Source organism: Azospirillum sp. A26 (genome assembly GCF_042604635.1).
Classification (GTDB): domain Bacteria; phylum Pseudomonadota; class Alphaproteobacteria; order Azospirillales; family Azospirillaceae; genus Azospirillum; species Azospirillum palustre.
Genome location: NZ_CP170474.1, coordinates 682293 through 709010 on the forward strand (window position 1 = coordinate 682293; position 26718 = coordinate 709010).

Sequence of the window (26718 nt, forward strand, 5' to 3'; positions counted from 1 at the left end):
CATTCCAGAGTTGAACATCTGGACCTCCGCCATGCGCTCGAGGTATAACCTCCCCCATAAGAGGGGGTATTTCCTATGGGGCGTCAGCACAAGCTTTCTACGACTACGGTCGCGTTTGCCGGCACGTCGGCCGACAACGGGCACTACAGCGCCGCGACTCTCTTCGCGGGCTGCGGTGGTCTTGATCTCGGCGCCGAGATGACCGGGCGCGTTAAGGTGGTGTATGCCGTCGACAACGACCACTGGGCTACCGAGACCTACCGCCGAAATCTTGGTGCCCACATCGTCCAAGCCGATGTGCGGACTCTTGAGCCTCCTCCATTCTCCTGCGACATCCTTCTGGCCTCGCCTCCCTGTCAAGACTTTTCCAGCCTCTGGAACCATGACGGTGCGAATACTGAACGCGGGGCATTGTTCAGAGAAGTTGCCCGCCACCTCGCCGTGATGGGTCCTCCCGCGTTCGTGCTTGAGAACGTCACCGGCCTCTTATCGGCCAACCATGGCCAAGCATGGACGGTGGTCCGCCATGCCCTCAGAGCGCCTGCTGCATATTTTGGAATGACGGGCGGGCCGCGCTACGTCCTTCGTGTCGAATGCGTCGACATGGCAGACCTCGGTGTCCCGCAAAACCGCGAAAGGCTTATTGTCACTGGTTTTCGGTCTGATCTCGGGATGGAGCCGCCGGCGATCCCGCTCCCTTTCCGTGGAAGGCACCGGACGGTGAGCGAGGCGTTGGACGCAGTCCCGCTTCCCCCCGCCGGCGAGGCTAACCATGACGTCGGCTACGACTCGCCTGAAGTCGTCGAGCGGTTGAAGCTGATCCCCCCAGGATCGAACTATAGGGTGATTCCTAACGGGCACCCGCTTGCCGTTAAAGGGCTGATCAGCCACGTCTACAAGCGGCTGGACCCGGACCGCCCCTCGTACACCGTCATCGCGGGCGGTGGTGGCGGGACGCACGGCTATCATCACGTAGAGCCGCGCCGGCTGTCGAACCGCGAGCGCGCCCGCCTTCAATCCTTTCCGGACTGGTTCGTGTTTTGCGGGCCCAAGGGACGGGGCAAGGCAGCCGATTATCCGGCGATCCGCCGGCAGATCGGGAACGCCGTGCCACCCGAAGGAGCGAGAGTGATTATCGACGCCATCTGCAACGCGCTGACCGTCGCCGGAGTGCGACCAAGGCCCGCCAAGGAGATCGAAAGTGCGAGGGTCGCTGCGGGCCACATCGCCTCTGGATGCAGCTTGGCCAAGGCGGAGGCGTAACATGCAGGATACCGCTGTCGTCGCCGCGCTGAAATCCATTTCTGTGTTTGGGGCAGACCAGGCTGGTGCCTACCGGGAACACTATCAGGCCGTGGCCACGGTCTTGGGGCCCGACATCCCTACAAAGCTCACTCGTTGGATGTCGTCTTGGGCAGCCAGAGGCGCCCCCGGGCTGGTGATTCTGACCGGTAACGCCGGAACCGGCAAGACCGCCGCTATCGAGGCGTACTGCACGAAGCTGGGAGTCGACTTGCCCAAGGTGGACGATCTGGTCGAGGTCGTTCCTGGTGGGTGGGTTGTGAAGGATCTTTCCGGCGTCCCCTCCGCCGCGCGCCGAGTGGCGGTGCTTGAGGAGGTGCTTTCCAAGTCCGGCTCGCAGAGGGTGATCTGCGCCAACGAGGGCGTTATACGGAGGACTCTCGCAGTCGCGAAATGCCCGGCCGAACTTACCGAGGCGCTAGACCACGCCCTCCGCTGCGGCGCCGCCAAGGTCGGCGAGATCACCGTGGTCAACACCAACAGGCAACGGCCGACGGCGCCCGGTTTGTGGGACCGGCTCATGGATTACTTGACCGGCGAGGAGCTTTGGTCGGAGCACGAGAAGGAGTTCGACGGGCTCGCCGACCCCGTCCTGGCGAATGTCCGGGCCCTGCGCGAGCCCGAGGTGCGCGAGGCACTTCGTCTCCTGTTCAGGTATGCGGGCGGCCGCACCGTTCCGACGCTGCGGGACGTCCTCTCGATCGTCTCGTGGATGGCCGTCGGGTCGCCGGAATCCACCGCTGGCATCTGTTGCGAGACGGTGAGGGACCGAAATAGGGACTTGGGCCACGAAGCGTTCGATTCGCGCTACGCGTATTGCTCCCTGTTGTTCGGCGAGGGGCTCAACTTCGAGGCCGTCGAGCGATCGCCCGTGATGTCGGCGATCAGGTCGACCGGTCTGGGTTGGGTCGCCGACCTTGAAGTTGACGAATGGCTCCGCGACGCCCAGGCAGCCCCGTCGGCGGTGCGCGCTATCGCGCATGTAAACGACGGCCTACCACCGATGCCACCATCGCACCTGTCCTTAGTCCGCACGTCGGTCGGCACGATGACCTTCGCGGCGCTCGGCGAAACCGTTTCCACCAGCGAAGACCCCGAGAAGGTGGACGCCTGCCTTGACGTATTGGTGTCCAAGGATGTTTCTGCCCTTGCCACCTGGAGGCGAAGAGTCTTCTTCGAGTGCGCCAAGGAAAGCTTCGGGAGCTTGAAGCGTGCGGCTGCCAAGCTGCTAGGAACGCCCTTCCTGCCCGACCTTCTAGAAACCGCGAGGCGGTGCGCTGCCGAAGAGGTGACGGTCCTGGAACTCCAGGTCATCGTCAAAGGCCTGAACATGCTCGTCACAGGGTTCCCGAACGTTGGCGAGGGTTTGATCGTCCCGGACAGCGCGAGCCTGTTCTCGCGCGACCCAGGCGCCTTCCGCCCCGCCAAACCTTCCGTTGTGCATGCCCAGATCCCCATCGACCGCCTCTTGCTCAGGTGTCCAGACCGCAAACTCGTGACCGAGATCCTCGACGTCGACCACATTGAGATCGAACTGGCCGTAGACGACGGGCCGGATGCCACCGTCCTCCGCATCGGGCCAGAGATCTACGAGGCCATCCGCCAAGCCGAGGCATATTCCGGCCCGGTGGGCAACGGCACTGCGGAGATGACCGAGCTGAGGGACTTCTACGGTCGCGTCGCGTTGGCGAACGCGCCGTCAGACATGCCTCGCGTCACCGATCCAATTCGGGAGACTCTCGTCCCCGTCCGCCTGCCGATCATCTGAAGCCGGAGAGCCCTGTATGAGCCTGCGCCTAAGCCCCGGCAAGATCGCCAAGGACCTTTTCGTGATCGATCCCGACCGAGACGAGAGGGCGTCGCAGATCTATGCCGAAACCCTGCTACTCCTCGCCGCGAACGACTACACGAAGCCCGACAACCCCAACAATCTTCGCTCCCCCAAGCTGCGGCGCTTCGGCCTCCGTTCGCTAGCCTTGGGCCGGAATTTTCTCGAGAATGTGGACAACGCGCCGATCGGCAACGGCACGCATGGAGCATCCTCTTATGGCCACTACTTGTCCTTGGGCAAGGACTTCCAAGGATCCGAGAACCTTGCCCTTGCCCGGGATGCGATCGCGGGGCTGATCGATCCCCAGACTGCCCGTGGCCAGCCGGGTACATGGCTCCTCTATCCCTTTCACGAGAACTTTCTTTGGTACGATGCTAGACTCAGCGCCGGACGCCCATGGAGCGTCCGCAAAGTGTACATGCGCGGGTCTGGCATAACCGTTGCGCGGCTGCTTTTGGATGGACCGACAGAGTCTGTCAGGGCTAAGGGTTCCTCGGCAGTCGGTGCCCTAAAGAAGGCCCTGAAGGATGACACGCCTCTGGCCGGTATCGCCGACCGCATCGAGCGACCTCTCTCGGGGATCGCCGACGAGGGTGCCGTCCAAGACGACGAGAGGGATGCCTGGGACGTGGGCGCGGACACCCGCCTCAGCGCTTTGGGCGAGGCGATTGCGGGCCACGCTGACGATGTGATGAACCAGGCGGCAACCGGCAATGTCGCCAAATTGTGGGCCGTCAGGAACATCGTCGCGCTGGACCTAGCTGTCCACGCGCTTAGGGTTGCCTGGGAGGCGACGGGGACGCCTCAGGAGGACCGGTACCTGCTGCTTTGCTTCGGTGGGCCGCAGAGGAGCGCAAACATGGTTCGCCAGCAGAGCGAGCTTTCGTACCAGCGCGCCAGGATGAAGATCCGTGAGGCGACCATCCGTACGCTGCGCGACAAGATGTCCGAGCTGTCTCGGGATCCCGAAACCGATTGGGAGGACGAGTTCGAGCGTCGAAGCGGGCTAGAGGACCTTGTGCCGAAGTTGAGGCAGACCAGCGGACCCGCCGAGTTCGAGGCCATCGCCCGCACGGTGTTCGAACGTGCGAACTATGACCGCGCAGGCGAGGGCGTCAGGGTGCTGCTCGAATCCATTGGGTTGCTTCATGGCACCGGCGCCTTTCGCTATTTCTCGGCAACGCCCGAACTGTTGGCTGCGATGGTCGGCGCACTCTCGTCGCGTATGCCACTCTCGTCCCGCGACTTCTTCTCCGCGCTTTACAAGGAATGGAACGTCGTCGTCTCCCCCGAGGCGGGGCAGAAGACTAGCCTTCTATCGACCTTGGACGGCTCAGAGCTGGCGCGGAACGCCAGAAGGGCCGAGGCGCTTCTCGTCGACGCCGGTGTTGGCATCGCCCTGTCCGACAGTACCACCATGATCGGCGAACGCGTACGGAGGCCCGAATGAGCAACCGCTTGGCTAAGGCCCTGGTGCGCCACATCCACGAGATGCCGGGCGCTTCCAAGTTCATTCTGATGGAGGGGATTTCCAAGGAGCTCGCGTTCGGTATCGCCCAGGAATGGCGCGCCGACCTGCCCCCGCTCCTCGTAGGCAGCGACGATCCCACCGCATTCGGTATTCGGGCCCTCAATGAGAAATCGGCGTCGACGACCATCCGGAATCACAGTTCCGGGGGCGTGGTCGTGATTGCATGCAGGGGATTCGAGATACCGGACTGGCAGTCCGTCGCCCGTTTCCCCAGTCTCTCGCCGTCGGACCTCCTCGCTACTCAGCGTGGCCTCGTACTTCTTGCTGAGGCTTCACGCAAGGTTGAGTTGGACGGCCCTCTCCGAGTTATTCGCGCGGCGATCCTTGAGGCCGAGGTACAGATCCGACCGACTGCCCAGCAGGTTGCCGACTATTTCGAAGCGATCGCCAAGGGCGATGATCCGCTGGTGATGCTGCCGCTCATCGGCGGTTTCTCCGATGCCGAAGCCGCCGCAGCAGGATTCGGGACGGTTCGCCTCCTCGAGAACCTGAGGCTCGCGCATCGGACCTTCGGCGACAGCCCGTCCTCGTTCATCGAGATCCGCAAAAAGGCAGACAGGCTGTTTCAGCGAACGTCATCCAAGCCGCGGACTTCAGAGGAACTCGTACGGCTGCTTCAGACGGAAAGTGAGTCCAGGCTCCAATACCTCGCCTTCGAGGAAGCGAAGTCCGTCCTGGACAACTATGTCCCTGACCTCACCGATCAGGTGATCCAGGAGACCAAGGACTACCAGCGCGAGCTCGCCAGCCATCCCGACGGGGAGGACCTGATCCGCGAGGTCCCCTGGGATGACTACATGGATCTGGCCCGGAGCCTCAAGTCGGCCGAAGAGAAGAAGGACGCAGCCCGGGGCTTGCTGGAGTTCGACAGAGCCCATGATAGCAAGGTCTTCCAAAAGCCGACCAAGAAGAAGCTGGAGAGCCTCGTCAGGGAACGCTCCATCGCAGCCACCTCGGACTGCCTCGAAGATCTGCTCGTCAGAGGCGCCCTCGCTCTGGAATCCCCTGTGCGGCGGATCTCCCTAATCGCTCCGTTCCCTCCCGACAAAGGCGACACCCGCGCGGCGGCACAGAAGCTTGCCGTCCTCGCCTGCGCGTCCTTCAGACTCAAGCCGCTGCTGGAAAGCGTCTCCGCAGAGGGCGTCGACGTCGACGGGGCGCTCGTCAGGAGCCCGCGCGAACTGGTCGGTATCACCGACGAAACCCTATTCGCAGGTTTCTTCTCCAGGACAGAAGTGAACGATGATGCCGTCCTCCCCCTGCTTCAGCTCAGGCTGCACGGTGAGCAGCCCCGCGACAGCGTCGAGCTCAGATGGCGACCTTCGGCAGACGATCTCGCGTCACTGCGGCTTGCCGTCGAGTTCTCGTTTTCGCCGTGTGCAAGGCTTGAGACCGAAGGTCAGGTGACCGCGCCTGCCTTCTGCGGTGCGCCCGAAGTTCGAGGAGTCGCGGGCGACCCGCGCGCATCTTCCTTGGCTACCGTCATCAACGAGGTCGCCAACACCGTGTTCGACGGGGGGCTGATCCCGTCCTCGCTCCGCAGAATCGCATCCGAGTGGACCGACTGTGTTGAAAAAGCACGCGGGTCGGACGCCGTCGCTTTTCTCGAGACGCTGTCCCTGGCGGGGGTGGTGGTCGGCCGCGATTCGGTTGGCCTTGGACTGCTCAGCCCCTTGAAGGCCGAATGGGTCGCCTCTGCCCTAGAAACCCTGCGCGAAGTTGCTGGCGAGGCGATCCTGACCGCCAATAGGCCCGAGACCGACGCGGAACGTCTTCAGGTGCGAGCCCAGGCTGCTGCCGCCCTCGCCCGTGCCACATCGTGCCACTACCCGGCGTTCATCCGCCAAGCCTCGGACAATCGGCCGCTGCTGCCAGTCACCGAAAGCCGCAGCTGGAGCGCGTATTCCTCCGAGTTCGGTTCTCCAAGCGAGAACTATGCGGAAGGTGCCGTCGGCGACGTCATCGACAAGCTTCTGACTTTGCAGCCGGAGATTGGCGGGCACCTGAAGTGCCTCGCCTTCGGCCCCGGCGCCGCCTCGCTTTTGGTTGGACAGGCGCTGAAGCTGCTCGGCTGCAAGGTGGGGAGGGGCAGGCTGGAGAGCTGCGAAATCATCTGCGTAAGCGAGAGGCCAGACGCGGAGGCGCTCGCTGCCGCGGACACCCTGCTCGGGGGACATTCCCGGCATCTGCTGAAGCTCCGCTACTTCAAGGACTTCAACGAGGCTACGAGGCATCTGCCATCGACGGTCGGCTCGCCAACCGCCCACCTTGCGGTGGTCACCGGCCTTTCCAACTCGGTCTCCAGGCTCTCCTTGGACACCGTCCCGCTCCGCATGCCCGAGCGCGAGGACGACGTCCTCATGACTCCGAAGACGTGGGTCCGTCCCGGCGCCAGCCGCCGGATGCTGCTTGCTCCGCCGGGCGTTACCGAGGCGGGGGCCGCTTGGCTCACTCTCGCAACCGCCATTGAGGATAGGTGGCCAGATGAAGACGAAGTGCGTGTCCCCGAGCTCAACCCGTCTCCGGGGAAGGTAAAATCCTACCTGAAGGCCGTGCACGACATGTCGCTCTGGGTGGCGACGGTCGACCGGTATGCCTCGCGCGACGCAATCGAGCGAGCCATGGGCGAGGACGTGGCAATCCTGCACCAGGAAAGGCGTCTTTCTTCCGAATCCCCGGTGGGCCTCGTAATCAGCCAGCGGTCCGGCGGCTCGGCCGACAGGGCGATCGCCAGAAGCCTCAAGTCCGCTCGCATTGTGTCCGACGAGGAGGCCTCGCGGGACATCGGCCGGAAACTGCGTGAGGTCGCATCGCAAGGTCACGGCGTGCTGGCGCTCGAGGCCGCTACGAGCGGGTCCGGCATCAATGAGCTGGTTGCCCACGTGGTGTCTTTCTCGCTGCTTGGAAGCAAGGCAACCCCTTGGCCGCTGCCTCCCGGCTGTAGGGTCCTCCTCGTCAGCCTTGACGAGTATGCCTCTTGGTTCGCCACTGGCAAGCGGGCCGACCTGCTCGCCCTCGCGCTGGACAAGGAGAACAAGGGAGTCCACGTCGCCGCCATCGAGGTGAAGGCAAGACGGTCAGACACCAAAGCAGAGGCGGAAGCTATAGACCAGCTCCGCCACACTCTCACGGCGACCCAGTACGCCGCCTACCACGATCCTAGCCACCTCTACACCAGGGTCTGGCTCAACAGGATCGCCGATGCCGCCTATTCGGTGGCGCGCGAGATCGGTTTTCGCCTAGAGTCTGCCGAGATCGAGGCGATCGAGGCGTTTCGCCGCGGCGTGGGCGTCCAGGAATGGGCCGCCATCGCTCTCGTCTTCGGACCGAGCCTGGATGAGTCCGAGCGGCATTACTTCCATAACCGCTTTGGCGACAGGGTCCCGATCGCCGTTCACTCCATGCGCCTTACTAAGGAACTCTTGGAGGAGGCTACCAAGTCCAGCCTCATCAACCTGAGGACCGTCGAGACGGAGAAGGGCCCACTCCCCGGCGGTCGTCAGAGGCGCCGTCCCGAACGCGGTGTCCCAAGGCCCGAACGCCAGGACATTCCCGAGGACGGCAAGGACGCCAAGGCCAACCAAGATATCATGCTCGACGACAGCGCGCCGCTGTCCGTAACGGGCAGCGGCATTCCTGCCGCAGACAGTACGGAAACCCCGGACGGAACTGACGGCCCCGAAAGAAAAAGTGGCGGAGCCGTCGAGACTGTGCCAAGCGAAACGAAGTCGCCGGCCGAGCCCCGTCCGGCGCCGACCGATTTTGTGCCGCCTATCCTCGGTTGGCGGATGGACAACGGCGAACCCGTTCTCTGGCGCTCCGCAGGAGCGCAGGCCGAACTCACCAACGGGCACGTCGAAATCTGGGGTTCCTCTGGCAAGGGGAAGACTCAGTTTACAATGTCACTGCTCGCCCAGCTCTCTGCGAACTGCGGGGCCTGCTTCGGCATAGCCGACTTCAAGAACGACTACGCCGGAGGTTTCCCGGACTCTGCCGGCGCGAGATTCATTGACCTTTGGGACAACGGGGCGCCCTACAACCCGCTTGCACTCATGACAACAGACGAGCGCTCAATCGCCGCAGCGATCATCGAGATTCGTGACGCCGTCGACATCGCCGCGAGAACTTTCGCCCACATGGGCCACAGGCAGCTTGGCAAGCTGGCGCAAGCTTTGGAGACCGTATACCGCGAGTGCCGCGCCGAGGGGCGCTGGCCGACACTGAAGACGCTCGACGACTATCTCGACGAAGATCTAAGGGGCGTCATCGGTGACCTGACCCGTCACCGCCTTTTCCGCGACGGGCCGCCGCTCGGCGAGGTGATCGCCGAGAACGTCGTTTTCGGTTTGTCGAAGATCCCCGGCACGGGCCTAACCACTGTCCTTGCCGGTGGGTTCATCCTCTCCGCATTGCTGCAGAAGGTGATGAGCCTCCCCCAGGTCTCCAAACAGATCAGGTACGTCGTCGTCGTCGATGAGGCCCACCGGGTGGCCGGCTTCAAGTCTGTCCATACCATGATCCGCGAGGGCAGGTCGAAGGGTCTTGCGGTTATCCTGGCCACGCAGCAGCCGAGCGACCTTCCCCAGGAAGTCGCCACCAACGCCCAGACGAAGATCTGCTTCCAGTTGGATCCCATGATGGCAAAGGCCGCAGCGAAGAGGCTCGACCCCAGCGACCGCACGCTGCCCGACCAGATTCGCAACTTAGCAGAAGGCGAAGCGTTCGTGTCCCTGGGCAACTCCAGGCCGGTGCTCGTCAGAATGGCTCAGCTCTGGAGGGACCGCCCCGAACTTCTCATTCCAGAGCGTCCTAAGGAGATGGAGAGCATCCTCAGCTATACTCGATAGGTTTTTGTGCTCGCGTCCGTCCGTCGCCGTGCCAATCGCGCCTGCGTCAACCCGAGGTGCATCCCGCCCGCCGCGCACGTCGGCATCCGACGGGCGGGATGATGCCAGAGGTCCGTCGCGTTGTGTCGCCCGGCAGCCCACTGTACATCCAGCCAGGGGAGCTGCAGGTTAAGCGAGCTTTCCCGGATCCGGAAGATGTCGGACCGCTGACCGCGCATGACCTTCCGGACGAGCTTGCGGCTGTGGCTGGTGTGGCGGACGTCTCCTTGATGGCAACACCCCCTTTGGCCAGAGCGAGAATGACGCTGTTGGTCTTTTCCTGGCACAGATAGCCCTCGTACTGGATGCGCTCCGTCGCCCTGAGCAGGGCGGGATCGACGGTCGCCACCCCGATGACGGCGCGGATCTGGCGCATCGACTTGTGCACGGCATCCAGGAAGGCATGGCTGGTGTTCTCCATGCCGATTCACAATCTCTGGCCATGCTGCGAACTTGGTTGTGAACCACGCCTGACCTCGCCCCGATGTCGCCCAGGTGGGTCCACAGCGCCTCCCCGCGCGTGCCGCTCCGTCGCAGATGGGGGCACTGCGCGGCACGCGCGGGTCCCCTCCATGGACTACCTGGACGACAAGTCCTCAACAGATCAGGGGGTCCCTTTTCTGTGCCGACCCAGGGTCCCTATCTCAAGCCGATTGACAGCGTGGTGGTGCTGTTGCGCTTGTAATCGTGCGTCATCGTCCCGTACTTGCCGGGCTTCAACGGCAGACCGGGCTGTCTCACAATCGTTGACACGTTCCGTTCTGCAAGATCCCCAGGCGGGCCGGGCGGCCGGTTTTGAACAGTCTCGCGCAGGGCGCGACGGCGGTCCCGGTCCGTGGCGCCGCGCAAGGTCAGCCCCCGCCGGGCTCGTGGCGTGGCGGCTCGTCCTCGTCGTCCGGGCCTCCCGCCGGTACGCCGTTGCGATCGGGTTGCCGCCGGATCGCTTCCGCGATGGTTTCGGCCCGCCGGATCAGTTCGGGCAAGGCGTTCCCGACGTCCTGGGCGGTATCGTAAAGGAACACCTCGCCGACCCAGGTATGGGTAAGAAGGTTGCTAAACAGGGCGTAGGTCGGCTTGCCCCTCTGAAGAATCGGGATGATCGGGATCCGGTGGCTTGGCGCTATGATTTGAAGTTCCGCGGGAACCGCTCTCGGCTGGGTGATGTCGGCGATGATGAAGCGGGACAGCCCCGATAGCCGGGATATGGTTTCGCCGAGGTTGCTCCTAGCCGGCCGGTCGAAGTCGAAGACGATGGGCACCAGATTGTAGGAGTTGCGAAGGGCGTTCCGCAAATTTTCAAGGATCTCCTTGCGCTTTTCGGTGAACCGGCCCAGGAGCAGGACGCCCTTGGTGTCGGTGGCGTTGAAGATATCGCTGATCCTTTCGCTGCTCAGCATCAGGTAGATGAACTGTGCCACTTCGATGCTGTCGACGGTGAGCTTGGTCTCGTCGCTGGGAGTGATCTGCAGGCGTGCCTGCTTGGCCCCGTTCAAGAGCGGCTTCCACGCGGAAATGCCGTAAACCTTGCAGTCGTGGATCGTGGCGCCGCGCAGATCCGTTTCGAGAAGGAGCGTGCGCTCCAGGCAGGTGGATTTGAGCTCCGCTTCGGTGAGTCGGGACTGGCTGAGGTTCGCTTCGGCGAGATAGGCCTGCTTCAGCGAGCTTTGGTGCAGGTTGGCTTGGCTCAGGTCGGCACGCGTCAGTCCGGCTTGCGTCAGTTCGGCGCCCTCGAGTTTCGCCCGGGTCAGATCGGCCTCGACCAGCAGCGCCTCGTTGAGGGTGGCGAAGCTGAGGTCGCTGTCGTGGAGGCAGGCCCGCGTCAGGTTGGCGCTCGTCATGATAGCGCCCTGGAGAGATGCCCGCGAAAGTTGCGTCCCGACCATGGTGGCGTGGAGCAGCTCGGCGCCCGTCAGATTCGCGCGCCCTAGATTGGCGCCCGACAGGTCGGCATGCTTAAGCTTGGCCTTCCACAGGTCCGCCGCGCGAAGCACCGCGTTGGGCAGTTTGGCCTGCGACAGGTCGGCCGTTCGAAGCGACGCTTCGGACAGATCGGCGCCGGACAGGTCGGCCCCGCTCAGCAAGGTGTCGGAGAAATCGATTCCTTCCGCCTCCAGGTTGCGCAGTTCGGCTTCCCGCAGATCCGGCTGGCGGTCCGGATCGACCTTGCGCCACGCGTTCCAGGCCTTCGTTCCCTTGGCCAGCCGCTCCAGATCCTGGATGTCCGCCATGCGAAATCCTCCTTTTGGCCGGGATCGGCCGGGGCGCTGGCCCGTGGGAGTTCCCGGAGGCTGCGACTTTCAGGGCTTTGGCCGCATGAACCGCTCTGGATGGGGATCGGGCTGCGTCACCAGAAGAGGGGCCGCCCAGGCGCGATCCGTTTCGTAATGCCTGTACAACGACCGGCGGGCCGTGACGGACGCCGTTTCAAAGGACGTCGAACGGCATATCAGCTCCTGGTAGAAGGACTCCGCGTGCTTCATCGCTTTGTGATCGTCCATGTCCCAGCGGAAGCCCAGGATCGCCGGTATGCTGTGGCGGGCCAGCGCGTACACGCTCCGGTCGCCCGGTTCCCGGCAACTGCTGAGATAGACGAAGCCGGCGTTGCGCAGCCAGTTGCCGAACCGTTCCAGCTCGATGACATCCACCGGGGCACCCGGAAAGCAGATCCATCCGTAGCCGCGCCGTTCGTCGTAATAGGCATGACCGCCGAAATGCACGATGTGCCACATCGTTCCGTTCCGCAGGGTTTCGCGGACGTGCAGATGGAACGGCTTGTCCTTGGGGGCCGTGGCCGGCGACAACCGGACGGGGGCGTGGAACAGGGCGGGCCGGTTTTGGTCGAAGCATTCTTTTCGATGCCCCTCGATGATGGCCTCCAGGGTGTCGCATTCCGCGGCCACGTTTTCCAGCTCCGGAAAGTAACCCATCCTGGGAACGAACGCGCAGAAGGAGGCATCGATGATCAGGCAGTTCAGTTCTCCGCCCTTCCGCCATTCGGCGAGCTTCGGGTAGAAGCCCTCATTCGTCCGAAGATTGCGCATGATGGGCGATTTCAGCATCCAGAAGGGCGCGCCCTCCGGTTCGTCTCCGAGAAAGTCTTGGCTGCACAACGCCTCCCAGCCAAGGGACTGATACTTCTCATCGACCACGAACCGGATCTGGACGTTGTCCAGGCCCCCCACGTCCGACACGGTTCGCCCGAAGTAATGCTTAAATCGGTGGTCGGCGAACAGACGCGCGACCAAAGCCTTGCCCATCTCCTTCAGTTCACGTTGCCATCGCGGGTATCCGGAGGATGCGATGTCGGCGTGCCGGCGCATGACGTCGTCCAAATTGGAGAGATCGATGTCCAACCGGTCATTATAGAATTCATTGCCGCTTGGGGACCGCTTGCTGATGCGCCAGGACGATGCGCCTTCCAGCAGATGGATCTCCACTTCGGCGAATTTCCTGTTTGCGTGCGGCGAGTTGGCCTGCTGCGGCAGTAGTTTCGTGATCGCCTCGGACAGGAGCGGATCCATGTCGGCGATCTGCGGCACGACACAGCATTTGCCGAGGGCCGCCGCTTCCTCCAGCATTCCGCCGCTCGTCGCGCGGGTCACCAGAAGGAATGGCGATTTGTTTCCTTTTTCGAAGCGGTAGTGCCGCAGAACCCCCATTCCCAGCAGCGCTCCTTCGACGACCCGCGCCCCCGCGTTCTTCGGCAGGTCGAGATGCGCCACGACGAGGTCGAACGTCTCGTCGGCGAGCGCCTTGGCGTCGGCGGCGTTGCCGGCCCGTTCGACCTGAAGGGCGGCGGGATGGCCGGCACGCTCAGCGATCAGGTGAAGAATGAGATTGCCCAGCCCGTCCTGCTCCCGCTTGGGGATCGCCAGCAAGACCTTCATACCGCACCTGCGACAGGTTGGAGAGGAAGCCGGATTTCGAAGGAGGCGATTTCGGCGGAGGGTTCCGGCGGCCGGTACGCGCCATGGTTCCTCTGCACGAAGCGCCGGATGGTGGCCTCGCCCAGCGCCAGTTCCGCACGGAGCCGGGCGCGCGCCAGCGCCGTTCCGGCATCGACGGTCCCATCTTCCGATTCGGCGGCGGGCTCGGTCGGCAAGGGGCCTTCGATGCCCAGGACCAGATCGTCGCCCTCCTGCCGGAAGCCGACCGTCACCCGTGCCTCGTCCGGTAGGTTGCGCAGCAGGTAGGACAGGATCGTCTCGATGACGAAGCTCATCTGATAGGGGTCAGCCCGCACGATCCCGTCCGTCGAGGCGAGCTTCAGAACGACCGCCTCGGCGTCGATGACGGGCAGCGACCCGACGATCTCCTGCACCACTTGGCGCATGGAAAGCCGGACCGGGACGTAGGGCACTGCGCCTTCCCCGTGGTTGTAGAGCAGCAGCCGGTCGAACGGCATGTCCATGCGCCGCAAATAGCGCATCATCCGGGGAATTTCCCTGCCCCAGTCCTCGCTCTGCGCCTTCCTGGCGAGCCGGCTGAGCGTGCCGGCGACCAGGGACAGGGCCGGACGCGTCTGATTGACGATCTCGTGGAACATGTCCTTGATGTCGTCGCTCCTGGCGTAGCGGCGATAATCGCCCCACTCGCGCCCGAAAAAGACCCGCCGCCCGAAATCCGGCATCTTCCGCCCGGACAGCAGGACCGTCACCGCCTGTCCGGCGGCGTGTCCACCGGGCTCGCAGCCGGCGCCGTCCTCTATCGGGACGCGCAGCTCCGCCTTGGTCGGCACGAAATTATCGACGCGAAGTTGCGGAACGCCTTCTCCGGTAGCCTTCAGGAAGCTTTGGAGATCCTTGCCGACGACGTCCTGTTTCGGGCACCCCAGCATTCTCGCACCGGCCGGGTTGATCTCGACGATCCGGCAGTCATCGTTCGTGACGACGATCAGATCCTGGGAGACCCGGAGCAGTTCGTACAGCATGCAGTAGCGCATGAGGTTTTCCAGGAACGACCGTATGCTTCCGAACAGGGAAATCAATTCGGCCCGTTCGCTGGTCGAGAAGGCGTTCTCCTGCCGATCCTCGATGCTGAGGATCCAGCGGACCTGCCCGTCCAAGGAGATCGGAAGGGCGAGCCCGGAACGGGCCGGGGAGGTGTTCGGTCCCGTCCGGCCCCCGCCCCCACTGAGGGCGCCGCTCCGATTCAGATTGACGGGTCGGCCTTCCCGATAGGCGCGGCCCAGAATGCCTCCGTCAATCGGCTGGGTGAACCCCAGGGGCAGGAGATAGCCGTTGAACGCCCCCATCGCCTGCTGGCGCAGGACGAACGCCCCCCGGTCCGTGTCCGCTTCGAACAAGGCAGCGTTCTGCCAGCCGTAATGCTTGACTAGTTCTTTGACGATGCATTTGGCCATGTCGTCGATGTTGCGCGCGGCGGAGGCCAGCAGGATCAGGTTCGAGCGGAATTTCTCCGCCCGCCGGCCGAGCTGTGCCAGCGCCACGCCCACCGTCTTGTCGATGGGAAGCTTGGAAAGCGCCTCCCTGTGGGTGGCGCCATAGAAGTCCAGGGATTTGCTGTGCCAAGTCACGGTTGCCGCGATGCCCCCTTCGCGGCGGATGGCGTAGACCAGCAGGGACCGGTATCCCCGCATCAGGTAGTCCCGGCAGTCGGGCGAATCCCGCAGCTCTTGCATGTGGTCCTGCTTCAGGAACGCCTCGAAGTCGGGGATCGCCCGGGGGCCGGGCTCCATCAGCCAGAACGTGAGAAGGGGCGAGATGGGTTGCCAGCGCGCGTGATGCCCCATCCTGTCGGGGACGGAGACCAGCGTCCGTGCGTGGTGCCGGTGCTTTTCCCCATCGTCGGCGCTGAACAGCGACACGGAGAAGGTGTCGAAGGGGATGACCCTCCTCATCGCTTCGGCCATGTCGACCAGCAACTGCTCCGGTTCGAGCGCGCTGTCCGCCAACGCGTGGATGGCCGTCGCGGCCGTTTCCAGCTCCAGGCTGCGGACGATGGCGAGCAGGGCCGTGACGCTCCCCGCCGTGTCCAGGATCGGCGTCGACGCCACCATAATGTGAAGTGGATGGTGGTCGTTCAGGCGACGGACCCGAAGCGTGTATTCCTCGCTGAGCCCTTCACTCCGCTCGATCAGCTTCCCTTCGATGACCGCGCGCGTCTCCGCGTCGGTGATGAAATCCCACACGGACATGCCCTCGACCGACATTTCCGCCGGAACCCCGAAGATCTCGCGCAGCTTTGGATTGGCGTGCTGGATCGTCAGCGTCGGACCGCACAGCAGGATGCCGAGCGGCATCATGTCGAAGATCCGAAGCTCCTCGCGAACGATGCGGGACAGGTCGCTCAGGATGGCGTAGCCGCGTATAGTGCCCTCGCGCACGACCCGCCCGATGCTGACGCCGACGGGAAGCGTGGCGTCGTCCGGCCGGCGCAGGCGCAGGATGTGCATGCCCGATCCGGTCTCCGCATGGCCGGCCAGTGCGTCGTCGAGGACGCGCGCGCCGTCGCCGAGGAAGTCCGCCAGCCTGCGGTGATGGGCCGACGCGACGCCAAGCAGACGGTTCATCTCGTTATTGGCGAAGGTGATGATCCCCTCGTCGTCGAGCAGGCAGTAGCCGCGGTTGCTCGCTTCAAGGGCCGCCTCGTGCACCTCGGCCGTCCCTTCCAGCACCCGTAGCAGCGTCGACCGGACGACATGGCGCAGGCGACCGATCGTGTTCTCGACGTCGTCCCCCGGTGCCCGATCATGACGCAACACCTCGTCGAACGTGTCTTCCAGCGAGGAGAGTTCGATGAACAGGTCGGTGATCGCATAGTCGAGGCGTTGAACCTTGGCTGTCGCCGCCGCGATCACGGTCGCGGGCGACGCGTCGGATTCCATGGCCTGCACGACGAGGTGGAAGAGGTCGCGCTTCTTCAAGGCTTCCTCTTCCACGAGGCGGATCCGCGGGGGGGCGCCGCTCCCCCAATGGACGAGTAGCTTGCGAAGCCACCCGTTCCACAAGGCATGCGCGGTTTCAACGTCGATCCGGGCTGGACCACTTCGAGACCGGGGCCGTTCGTCGTCCGGCCCCGCAGCCACCGTCGCTTCGTTCCTCCGGTCGTTGTCCTTGCGAGTTCCCGCGCCCATCGTGCGTCCCCTGATGTCCCCGGCGATTTCAGCGCAATAGGAGTCCACGCTCGCAACCGCGCGATCGCGAGCCCTGGATGCGGGATTCCGTGAACTCATTTTTGTTTTGGCAACAAACGTTTCCAAAGAACGCATCGGTCGCCGTTTTGCAAGTCACCCTTCAGAACAGGCTGAATACCTCGAAATCAGATATCGTGCAGGAAGCATGTCGGGGAAATACATACGCGGATATGAGCTTTCCGATATTTTCGAAATTCTGGTTTGTTGAGGAAAACGTCTTGTACCCGATTGGTCGAAGGGTAAGCCCGTCGTTGACGTTCGGATTGTGAATGGTGTGGGAAAATATTCAAGAACGAAGCCCCTTCCATCCGAAACAGTTGCCCATTTCAGATAAAGGATGATCGGTCATCTCTCCTTTGCACCCCGCGACTGCTCTGCAGCGATGGTGCCGATTCCCAGAGGAGGTATTGCGCTTTGGACAATTCCTCGCAAAGATTGCAATCGGCTGTCAGGGACGAATCGAAACGTGATATTGGCAAGATTTGTATGTTTATTTTGGCGCGATATGGAGGCCGTTGGTTGTTGTAGATTGGCTTTGAGGGCTGTCCGCTTGATGCGGAAAAAGCCGACCTCGAAACCGGGCGTGAAGGAGAGCCTTCCCATTCGCTGACCCGGAGTTCGTACCGCCGACCGCGCCCTTCTCGCCTTCGGGGAGGGCTGTGCCGGCGCGGGGGAGGGCGTGGGATTGTCAGCGGGTCTAGCTCTCGGCCAGCCCCTGGATGTTCGGGAATGGTGCGAGACGCGGCCGGAACCAGCGCGAGGAAACGCTATGATGGATGTCACCAGCTACATCGACCAGCTTGAGCTGCCGGCGGCCTCTCCGAGAGCGGAGGCGGTGAGCCGCGATGAGCCCACCGCCGCCTTCACCGCCGCCTCCCAGGCGTTGGTCGTCGGTTCCCAGATGGCGGAGTTCAGCGGCACGGTGCCGCGATCCGTCCGTCCGGCGATCAGCAATGGTCTGCTGCTGGGGCATCTCGCGGCCCGCAAGGCGACCGCGGGGCGGGACGACCCTTGGGCTTGGTACCGTGAATACTGCACCGTCATGGAAAAGATCGGCTGGCTGCCGACGGGCGCCCAACAGACCCAGCATGACGTCGATGGTCGGAATGCATCGGTGCATGAAGCCATCATTCCCGTCCTGATGGCCGCCTTCGGGCCGGCCGCCGCGGCCAGCTCGATCATCCTCAAAGTGCTGGGACAGCTGCAAACCATGGACAAGGACCAACCTTGGCTGACCCTGTTCGAGCACAGGAGCCTCAACGTAAAGGCGGCGAAGTTCACCATGAACTACATCGACGGCAAGGATGACGAAGGCGTATCGCTGACGACGGCCTTCTTCAGCCTGGAGGCCTCGAAGACTTTGGACCAAGTCCTGTTCTTCAAATTTTCAGAGGAAAAAGCGACTCTCAGAAGTGCCCAGGTTGATGGCGTGATCAGCGCCGGGACAATCGCGCAGACCGAGTCCGCGCTGTCGCGGAAGGTCCAGCCCTACATCGTCGACAACATCAGGAATATCGAGATCTGACCGCAGCGATCGACTCCATCGGGGGGCGGGCTCGTGCGAAGTCACCGAAGCGCCTTGCCGCGCTTTCATCGTGCGTGTGTGACGGGTTCCGTGCCTCTCGCTCTTCGACGGTCTCAATCCGTGGGCGTGAACAACCGCGCCGAGATCAGCTTCGAAATTTTCCACAAATCTTCCGCGGTGGAATTTTGTTTTCCCAGGAAATCGCAAGCAATATCGAGCGCACCGCAACGGTCCGCCGTTTCGATGATTCGGAAATCATCGCGCTTCGTGTAGCGGTTTTTTCCGGGCAACAAATCCTGCGGCCAGAATTGTGCGCGTTCGGCGAGTCGGGCGAGCAAGCCGTTTGCCCTGTCCTCGTTTCCTCCGATGCACTGCGCCAGCGGCGTGTGGAGTTCCGGCGTCAAGCCTCGCAGGATATCCAGAAGACGGGCCATTTCCCGTGGGCGCAACGGCTTGCCATCGGGAAATTCGACGCTCAAGCCAATTTCGTTTCCATAAAGCCGCGCAAGTTCGGCCGTGCTGAAGCGCGCGCCGGACGACCGTGCCTGGATGAAGTCGCGTAGGGCGCCTCCGGGGATTCCGAAAATATTCCGGTTGTCGTCCCGGCCGTGCAATGCCTTTCCGGCGTCTCCAACCCAGGCTCCGGCAAGCGAAAGCCAGTTGGATGCGATCGGGCTGGGGGAAGTCCACAATTCCATCGCGAAGGAGTTGGCACTGATCAGGCCGGCGAAGGTGCGGTTGACGTCGAGGGACTTCTGCGCGCGGTAGTTCTGCCAACGAAAGTCCTTGCAGCCGACATGGTAGCCGAATTGCGCACCGTTCAGCAGTGACGCGATCAGGAAATAGGTGGGGCGGCCATCGGTGTGCCATCCTTTAGTCTCGCTGTCGCGCAAGCGTTCCACCAGGTCTCTGGTCCTGCGATGATCCTGGCGAACCCCCCAGCAAAGGGCCGCCTTCCACAAGCCCGCTTCCCAGAGCCGCCCGGCGGCGACCTTTTTCCTGGTGTCGTCCGCCGTGTCGCCATGCTCGATGAAAATTTCGAGCAGGGTGTACCCGACTTCGCGCACCCTGTCGAAATCGACGGCGTCGAAAGCGGAGAGAACCTGACGGTCGAGCCGGTCCGGGTCGATGGACGGCCTTTCACCGCCCGACAAAAAGGCGCTGGGTGCCAGGCCTTCCGGAAACGGACTTCGCAGATTCTCAGTTTCGCTCCGGATGTGGCGGGCGGCGACCTCCGTGTCCCCCCGCTCCAGGCTTCTGCGGCTCAGCGCGGAAAACGCCGCGGCGCGCAGGTCGCCGGGCAGGTGCTGCAAGTCGGCGTCGGTCAATCCCGAGAAGGCGCCGAGCGTCGCCTTGACGACCGCCCGCCACGCGACCGGCAGCGTCTCCAGATCGTCGCCGAGCATGGCCCGCAGGTCGGCGGCAAGGTCGAAGGGAAGCGGCGCCGGCGGATCGCCCCCGGCGAGGGCGCCGTGATACGCGACCTCGACCGCCCGCTGGCGGTCGTTCAGGCTCTCCCAGAACGACGAGGCTCCGTCGTCGGGCCTGAGCTTGTAGAAGCGCACGGCTTCCAGGTTCACCTGTTTGGCGGCGCGCTGGAGATCCTCCTTGCGCTTTACCACGGCGGGGCCATCCGTCCTGCGGGGACCGGCGAAGATCTGCCGCAGCATGAGGCGGCGCAGGTCGGGGCGGTGGCGGACCACGCCGGCTTCGCCGGTCGGCTCCACCAGCCAGTAATGCGCCGCCAGCCTGGACAGCAGACTCTCCGCCTCATCGAGGTCGATCGATCGGCCGAGGCATGGCCCCGCCAGCACCAGCCGGATCAGGTCGACGTTGATCCGGCGCAGGACAAGCCCGGGATGGGCCAGTTTCTGGACGTCCGGATCCGAAATCCGGTCGAGGATCCGGCTGTAAAGGAAGGTCTGGGCGAACTCCGCCGAGAAAGCCTGATCGGTCTCGATGTCACGCAGCAGCGCGTCGATCTCATCCTCGGACTGTTGGCGTGCGAAGCGTTCGAGGACGATCAGGGCCAGGGGATGCCCTTGCAGAGCCCTCGCGGCCCGCACGCGCTGCTCCAGCCTGGGAAAGCGCGGCCCGTTTGGAGCGTTCACCCGGTCACGCTGTTCCAGGAGCGCCGCCCCCGAACGGACGGGCAGAGGGCCGACCGTCAGCCAGCGTTTCCTGGGACCGAAGCGATCGACGGCCTGCCGCTCCGGCAACGGGATGCCGCGGCCGCTCACGATGGCCCGCAACCCCGGAAACACCGTGTCGGCGCGCAGGCGCTCTTCCAGGTCGAGGAGGGCCTTCACCGTTTCGGGGCCGAGGTTGCCCACGCTCTCGAAGCTGTCCATGACGAAAGCGATCGGCATCGCCCGCAGATCCGGCGGCACTCTGTGCGTGATCTGGCCGAGGACCAAGGACTGGATGACTGAGAATTCCGCATCGATTGTCGGGCGGGGCCGGTCTGCCGCCGGTCCGGTCGCCTCGCTGAGATCGTTCCGTAGCGCGTGCAGTGCGTCCGCCGCCGTCTGGTGCCTGGCGGATTTCGCATGGCCCGCGCGCAGATATTCGGCGCCGAGCTGTCTCAGGAATTCCTGCATGACGTCAATTGGATGGCCGCCGGACAGGGTCGGCCGGTCGAAATCCAATAGAACGACGAAGGGCGGTTTGTCGTTGCGCATCCAGGCGCGCACCAGATTCGCCAGTAGCGCCGATTTTCCCAAACCGCCTTCGCCGCTCACCAGCAGCGGCAGCGCGGGCTCTCCCTGCGTGAGGACGTGCTGCCTGAGCCTGCGCGTCATGGCGTCCCGCCCGAAGAGCGTGTTCGGCAGCACCGCGGAAAGGCTCGACAGGCGCCGGCGCATGGTGATGCGCGAGGATGCGTCCTCCCGTTCCGACCGGTTCAACTCCTGCCCGACGGCGGGCGTGAAGGACGCGAACTGGGAAGCGGCGTAGCGTGCCTCGTCCTCCTGCTCCCGACGCCCCTCGTCGCCCTTCCTCCCCGGCGCCGGGAAGGCTCCCAGGCCGCTGGCCCTGCCGCGGAGCGCATCGCGCAGCATCTTCCCGAAAAGGTCGCCCGCCTCCACGGGCGGCGCTTCGGCGATGGTCGGCCCGACCAGACCGGGAGCGGTCAGCCGGCTCAGCGCCGCGCGCCGCGGCGCCGATTTCAGGATCCACCGGTAGGCGCCGTTGGACAGATCCTCGTCGCACAGCGCCGCGAGAGCGCCGGCCACCTCCTCTCGGTCCGGCTCCGGAACCTGTTCCAGCAGCGCCAGCGGATCGAAGCGCCCGGAAACGGCGGTCAAAAGCGTGAGCGTGTCCAGGAAGGCCGAACTCATCGCACCATCTCCTTAGCAGAAGTAGGATTCGAGGGCCTCGTCCAGATGGTTGACGGTGAAATCCGCAAGGTTCGGCAGCGGAGTCCGGCCACCGGCGTAGGAAACGAGCACCTTCGCGATCAGGCTCGCGACCTGGGCGTCCAGCGGTCTCCTGTTGAGGCCGCGGAAATCCAGCCAGATCCTGATCAGGTTCTCCATGTCGCGCACGTCCTCGTCGATGATGGGGCAGTCGAGGCGGGCTTCTTCCGGAATATGATACAGGGACACGTTCAGGCCGATCAGGACGATCCGCATCTGCTCGACGATCCGGATGTCCTGGTACAGAACGTCGAGGAACAGGCGGCCTCCGGCATCCGTCAGCGGATGCACGTCGAGGTCGTCGATGACCAGCCATATCGTTTTTCCGGGAAATTGCTCGGCCAGGATCTCGCGAAGGAACACGACGAGCCGCTTGGCATAGGCGGGGTCCGTCGTTTCCTGTTCGGGCATGTCCTGGAAGGCGTGCGGCGACAGGGCGGTCAGGATCCGGGCGGCCATCTCCTTCGCCCCGACCGGCACCGTGTCGGCGCTGAACGACACGTAAATGTTCTCCGGCCCGGGAAACACATGTTTCAGGATGTCCAGCGTGAAGCTTTTCCCGATCCTCTGCTGCGTCGTGCTGGTCGGTGGACGCACCACCAGCACCTGCTTGCCGCGTTCGCCGGCCCCGACCGCCGACCTCTTGGCGAGGAGGGACAACTGCCGGATCAGGGACTGGCGCCCGAACACCGGCCGCCGGCGATCGATGCAGCCGCCCTCCAGATGGTGTTCCACCGTCGAAACGATCTTCGGCAACGTGGCGGCGAGGGACCGGGCGATGGCCGAAAGCGGAATCGCGACGTTCACCACGTCCTGCGGGACGCGCAGCCCGTCCGCGCCGGGACGATTCTTGCCGATGCCGAGATGGTGCAGCGCGGCCGGCTGCCCGTTCCGGTCGAGGACAAGGGCACCGGAGGAACCCAGCACCGTCGGACCGCTGTGGAAGACGCGTGGCGACGGCGGATCGTTCTCGAACTGGAACGATCCGCCCGAAATCGAACGGCCGTCGCCGAGCGGATGGTGCAGCAGCCAGCAGGACCCGGCCAGCGCCTCGCTCCGGTCCGACAGCTTGTACCAGCCGCGCTGGAGTCCGGGCGTTCCCTGCAACCGGATCACCGCGTAATCCAGGGAATCGTCCAGCGACGAAGCCCAGGCGCGTCGGATGGCCTCGTCCATCCACCAGCGGTCTTCCGCCCCCTCCGGCTGAAGGGTGCCCTGGCGGCTGGCGGCGATGCACCAGTCCTGCTGGGCGTGAACCACGGAGGATGGTCCGGTTGGCATCCCGCTGGTCCGCGAATAGTCGAAGATCACGCGCAACGCTTCACCGTCCTGCAAAGGCCCGCCTGGGGTGAGCCCCTCGACGACGTGGAAGTTCGTCAGGACCGCCGAAGGGCCAATGAGAAAGCCGGTCCCATTTTCTATCGTGTTGTTCTTCTCCGCCACGACCTTGCAGAGACGTTTCCTGGCCAGCAGGATCGCCGGAACCAGAATGTCCGGGTCGGGCATGTCCGCGTTGGGATCGGTCATTTTCTCAGGCACCGATCGCCCGACGGCCTCCGTCAGCGTCTTCGGCGGCGAACCGGGCGGCCGGGAGGCGGTTCCCTGCGCCGACAGAATGCCGGCCGCCGCCGCCGCGAAGCAGGCCTCTCCGATCGCGTCCCGCGACCCTAGCATCGCGAGCGCCAGCGCGACTGCGTCCTCCAGCCGCGCCGGGTCGAGGTCGGCGATGCCGGCCAGCCGGGCGCGCAGTTGCGCCAGCACGACGGCCTGCGCGAACCCCCGCGGCATGGCCGGATCGTTCAATCCGGCGACGTAATCGTCGAAGAACTGCTGGAACACGAGCCGGGGAGCGGAGACGAGATCGGCAACGTCCCGCGCCGTTTTCAATGCGTCGAGGAAGGAGTTTTGCGCTTCGCTCATGGCGTGCCGTCAGCCCCTGTCCACCCAGTTCAATCCCTCGACGATCTCGCCGTCGATTCCGCCGCCGGCTGGTCCGCCGCCGGTCGCGACCAGCCGGACGGCCCAAAGGTCGTGGGCCATGTTGACGCGTTTGGGCGCTCCGCCGAAATGCAGGCCGCACACCGTGTCCCCGTCGCCAGTAAGAGACAGGATGCAGGAACCCGAATTTCCCCATAGTGTCGTCGCGTCGTGACCGAAGGCCCAGGCGCGCAGGTCTTCGGGAAGCTCGCCGGGTTTGCGCTCCACCTCGCCGGGGCTGATGTATTTGAAGCCGTAATCCTCGCCGTACAGCTCCCAGAGCCGGTCCCAGATGTCCAGGGACTGCTGGCCGGTGGCCGGGTCGATGCCCGCCGCGTAGTTCGGTTTGGCCGGATAGCCGACGACGACGATGTTCCGGGCCGGGTTCCCAAGATCTGGAAACCCGGCCAGCTTGACCGCCGCGGGCAGCGCCGCGTTTCCGGTCGCGCTGGTGGCCGAGACGGCGAGAAGGGCCATGTCGAGCTTGCGGACGTCGACATACTCCCCGATCCGGTCGGGACCGGCGGCGACCACTCCTTCCACCGTGAAGCAGCGGTCGGCGGCTTGAGCCGCCGGGTCGAAATTGATGGTGACCGGAGCCGTGAGTTTGAAATCATGGCCGCCGCCCGGCCGGGGAAGGGGTTCGGCGAAGGCGTCGATGACGTGGCGGTTCGTCATGACCAGCCCCGGCCCGACGACGGTGCCCGTCCCCACATGGGAGGAGACGCCGTCGACCGTCATGTCGATCCGACCGGTGGCCGCGATGATCGCCTTGATGCCGTGCCGGCGCACGGTGAGGTCGGGGCCCCAACTGTCCATCCGGGGGCTGTCGAGGTCGACGAACCCGTTTGCGTCGACCCGCAACGCCGGGCGCCCGGTCAGCCTGATCAACGCTTCCGCGGCAACCCTCTTGATGCCCGAGAAGGAGCGGGTTGAAGAGACGCCGCCGATGAAGCCGTCCAGGACGCCGGGCATCGCGCCCAGCACCTCCTGCCGCAGCGTCGCGATCACGGCGGATGGCGGGCGGGCCGTCGCACCCAGCATCTTTTCCGCGTTTTCGAGCAAGAGTTGCTTGCCGGAACCGCGCAGAATGTCGCGCGCCTGGGCTTCACCGATGGCGCCGGCGCTTTCCATGCCGCCGGGGCGGCGGGACGCGATCACGCGGAGGGCGGCGGCCGGCTCGATGTCCGGCGGGATGGGCATCGACAGGACGGCCGGCGCGGCCAGCCGCTCGGGGGACTGGCCGCTCCGCCGCATGGCCTCGGCCAAGGCGGAGCTGGGGCGGGCCGGGACCACGGATTCGAGGGCCGGAGTGTGGTCCGGAGCGAGCCGGAGCGCCTTGTCGAACGCCAGATAGCCCGCTTCCGCCGAGAAGCGGTCCCAGGGCAGGCCCGGCGCCCGGATGTCCGCGGCGGGATGCGCCGCCACGGCGGGGGCGGAGGGGAGCTGGATCTCCGCCAACGGCAGCGCCAGCAGCCTCTCGGCGTTCACGACGCCGGTCCCCATCGCTTCCTCGTCCCAGCCGGCGGGAGGGCGGCGGGCGGTTTGGCGGAGCGCCGCCCGGAAAAGCGCCTGGACGGTCGTGCCGCGGCTCGCGGCTTCGCGCGTCACGGCCTCCACCGTGTGCCTGGCCAGCCACAGGGCGGCGCAGCCCGCCGTGATCGCGGTGGCGAAGGAGGTGCCCTGTCCCGGTTCGACCAGGGCTGGATCCTCCGGAGCCGGCGTGGTGCGCCGGGCGACGGCGACGTTCTCCGCCGGAGCGGACACGTCGACCTTACCGCCCCGCGAGGTTCCCTTCCAAGGCCGGTCGTGGACGTCCACGCCGGCCACGGCGATGACGTTCTCGTCCCAGGCGGGATAGACGACGATGCGCACGCAGTTGCCCGCGGCGGCCAGCACGATCATGCCGGCTTCGACCGCGCGCGCGATGGCGCGCTTGAGGTCCGGAAAAGGCAGCGGACCGCCCAGGCTCAGGCTGACGATGTGGCAGCCCGTCCGGCGGGCGTGATCGATGGCCGCCGCCACCGCGGCGCCGCTGCCGATCACCACGTTGTCGATGCAGCGGATGGGAACCACCGTCGCTCCGGGGGCGGAACCCAGGACGCCGCCGGCCGGCCTGCTGGCGACGCAGCTCGACGTGGCCGTGCCGTGGCCGGGAGACCGCATGTGGCTGCCCAGCGGATCGAGCGGCGGTCCTTCGCCGGCGATCACGTCGATCCCGTTGCCGATGTCCACCGCGCCCTGCAACTCCGGATGATCGGTCACGCCCGTGTCGGGCTGGCCGATCCGGATGCCCTCTCCCCGCGTCTCGAAGGCGGCCCAGGCCTCGTCCGCCCCGACGGCCTTGGTCGCCCAGAGGGCGTCCTCCGGCGCCGGGGCCGGCGACCTGCACGAGCGCTCGACGGCGGTCCTGACGGATTCGGGGGCCGAGGGGTCGCTTTCGACGTCCGTGCGCCAGCCGGGGTCCACGTCCGGGGTGCAGGACACGAGTTGCAGGGCATCGGCCAACTCGTGGGCCTGCTCGAACAGGTACCGGGCGGATTGGACCCGGGACACACCCTTGAAGTCCAGGACGAAGATCGCCGGATCGTCGCCCGGCGGCAGCGGGTAGAACGCGAAGCCGGAGGATTGCAGGAGAGTCGCGATCCGGACGCGTTCCGCGCCGGGTTCCGGCGGGCTCCCGTACTCCAACGAGAAGCGGAGGATGCCCTGCGTGAGTCGGTCGTCCTGGGAGCCTTCCACGGCCGCCGCGGCGGCCTTCAACAGTTCCAGTCCCATGCCCTTCCCTCCGATCGCCCATCCCGGCGCGGCAGTGTCCTTCGGGCCGCCAAAGGTTCTGAACGGATGGTAAGGGTTGATGAATTCGAGATCAACCGTCCTGATAAGCGCGTCATCAAGAGAGGTGCTGCATCTTTTACGAAATACATTCGCATGAATTCTCTCTAAACTCTTGCAGAAAATCGTTCTTGGGAGTCAAATTGGGAGAGCTTTCGGTCTCGGTTCCTTCGAACGAGGTTTGGAGCACGCTGGCGGCGGGGGAAACAGCGGCGCGCCCGTCGGTGATTGGCACCTGCGGCCACGACCCTGCCCGACT

At 64.8% G+C, this 26718-nt stretch carries 12 protein-coding genes; 5 read left to right on the top strand and 7 right to left on the bottom strand.

Features of this window, described 5'->3' with window-relative positions; all coding sequences use genetic code 11:
- Positions 1-75 precede the first annotated feature (75 nt).
- Genes ABNQ39_RS26750 through ABNQ39_RS26765 form a run of 4 tightly spaced genes read left to right on the top strand, consistent with a single transcriptional unit; the run spans position 76 to position 9511 of the window.
- Positions 76-1263, top strand: coding sequence for a DNA cytosine methyltransferase (locus ABNQ39_RS26750; protein WP_376964135.1), 1188 nt, complete (start codon positions 76-78; stop codon positions 1261-1263).
- 1 nt (position 1264) lies between these two features.
- Complete coding sequence (locus ABNQ39_RS26755; RefSeq protein ID WP_376964138.1) at positions 1265-3070, top strand: ATP-binding protein; 1806 nt, start codon at positions 1265-1267, stop codon at positions 3068-3070.
- Positions 3071-3086: 16 nt separating this feature from the next.
- Positions 3087-4583 carry a hypothetical protein gene (locus ABNQ39_RS26760; RefSeq protein WP_376964141.1) on the top strand — a complete coding sequence of 499 codons (1497 nt, stop codon included), beginning with the start codon at positions 3087-3089 and terminating at the stop codon, positions 4581-4583.
- Complete coding sequence (locus ABNQ39_RS26765) at positions 4580-9511, top strand: ATP-binding protein (protein WP_376964144.1); 4932 nt, start codon at positions 4580-4582, stop codon at positions 9509-9511. Before ABNQ39_RS26760 ends, ABNQ39_RS26765 begins: the two co-directional genes overlap by 4 nt.
- 46 nt (positions 9512-9557) lie before the next feature.
- Here ABNQ39_RS26765 and ABNQ39_RS26770 read toward each other — a convergent pair whose 3' ends face one another.
- From ABNQ39_RS26770 to ABNQ39_RS26785, 4 genes are all read right to left on the bottom strand, one after another.
- Complete coding sequence (locus tag ABNQ39_RS26770; RefSeq protein ID WP_376964147.1) at positions 9558-9971, bottom strand: hypothetical protein; 414 nt, start codon at positions 9969-9971, stop codon at positions 9558-9560.
- Between the two features lie 430 nt (positions 9972-10401).
- Entirely contained in the window at positions 10402-11778 is a 1377-nt protein-coding gene (locus ABNQ39_RS26775; protein ID WP_376964150.1) for a pentapeptide repeat-containing protein, read from the bottom strand.
- 69 nt (positions 11779-11847) lie between these two features.
- Positions 11848-13437, bottom strand: a complete 1590-nt coding sequence (locus tag ABNQ39_RS26780) for a CHAT domain-containing protein (protein WP_376964153.1) — start codon at positions 13435-13437, stop codon at positions 11848-11850.
- The gene (locus ABNQ39_RS26785; protein WP_376964156.1) at positions 13434-16436 is read right to left on the bottom strand and encodes a PAS domain-containing protein; all 3003 of its coding nucleotides are present in this window, start codon (positions 16434-16436) and stop codon (positions 13434-13436) included. Before ABNQ39_RS26785 ends, ABNQ39_RS26780 begins: the two co-directional genes overlap by 4 nt.
- 1039 nt (positions 16437-17475) lie before the next feature.
- On the opposite strand from ABNQ39_RS26785, the gene ABNQ39_RS26790 reads away from it, so the two are divergent.
- Complete coding sequence (locus ABNQ39_RS26790; RefSeq protein WP_376964159.1) at positions 17476-18231, top strand: hypothetical protein; 756 nt, start codon at positions 17476-17478, stop codon at positions 18229-18231.
- A gap of 113 nt (positions 18232-18344) precedes the next feature.
- Here the strand turns inward: ABNQ39_RS26790 and ABNQ39_RS26795 are convergent, their stop codons facing one another.
- Genes ABNQ39_RS26795 through ABNQ39_RS26805 form a run of 3 tightly spaced genes read right to left on the bottom strand, consistent with a single transcriptional unit; the run spans position 18345 to position 26402 of the window.
- Positions 18345-21569 (bottom strand): hypothetical protein, encoded by a 3225-nt coding sequence (locus ABNQ39_RS26795; protein ID WP_376964162.1) that lies wholly within the window; start codon positions 21567-21569, stop codon positions 18345-18347.
- Positions 21570-21581: 12 nt separating this feature from the next.
- Positions 21582-23567, bottom strand: coding sequence for a trypsin-like serine peptidase (locus ABNQ39_RS26800; RefSeq protein WP_376964165.1), 1986 nt, complete (start codon positions 23565-23567; stop codon positions 21582-21584).
- 9 nt (positions 23568-23576) lie between these two features.
- Positions 23577-26402 (bottom strand): S8 family serine peptidase, encoded by a 2826-nt coding sequence (locus tag ABNQ39_RS26805; RefSeq protein WP_376964168.1) that lies wholly within the window; start codon positions 26400-26402, stop codon positions 23577-23579.
- Positions 26403-26718: the final 316 nt, after the last annotated feature.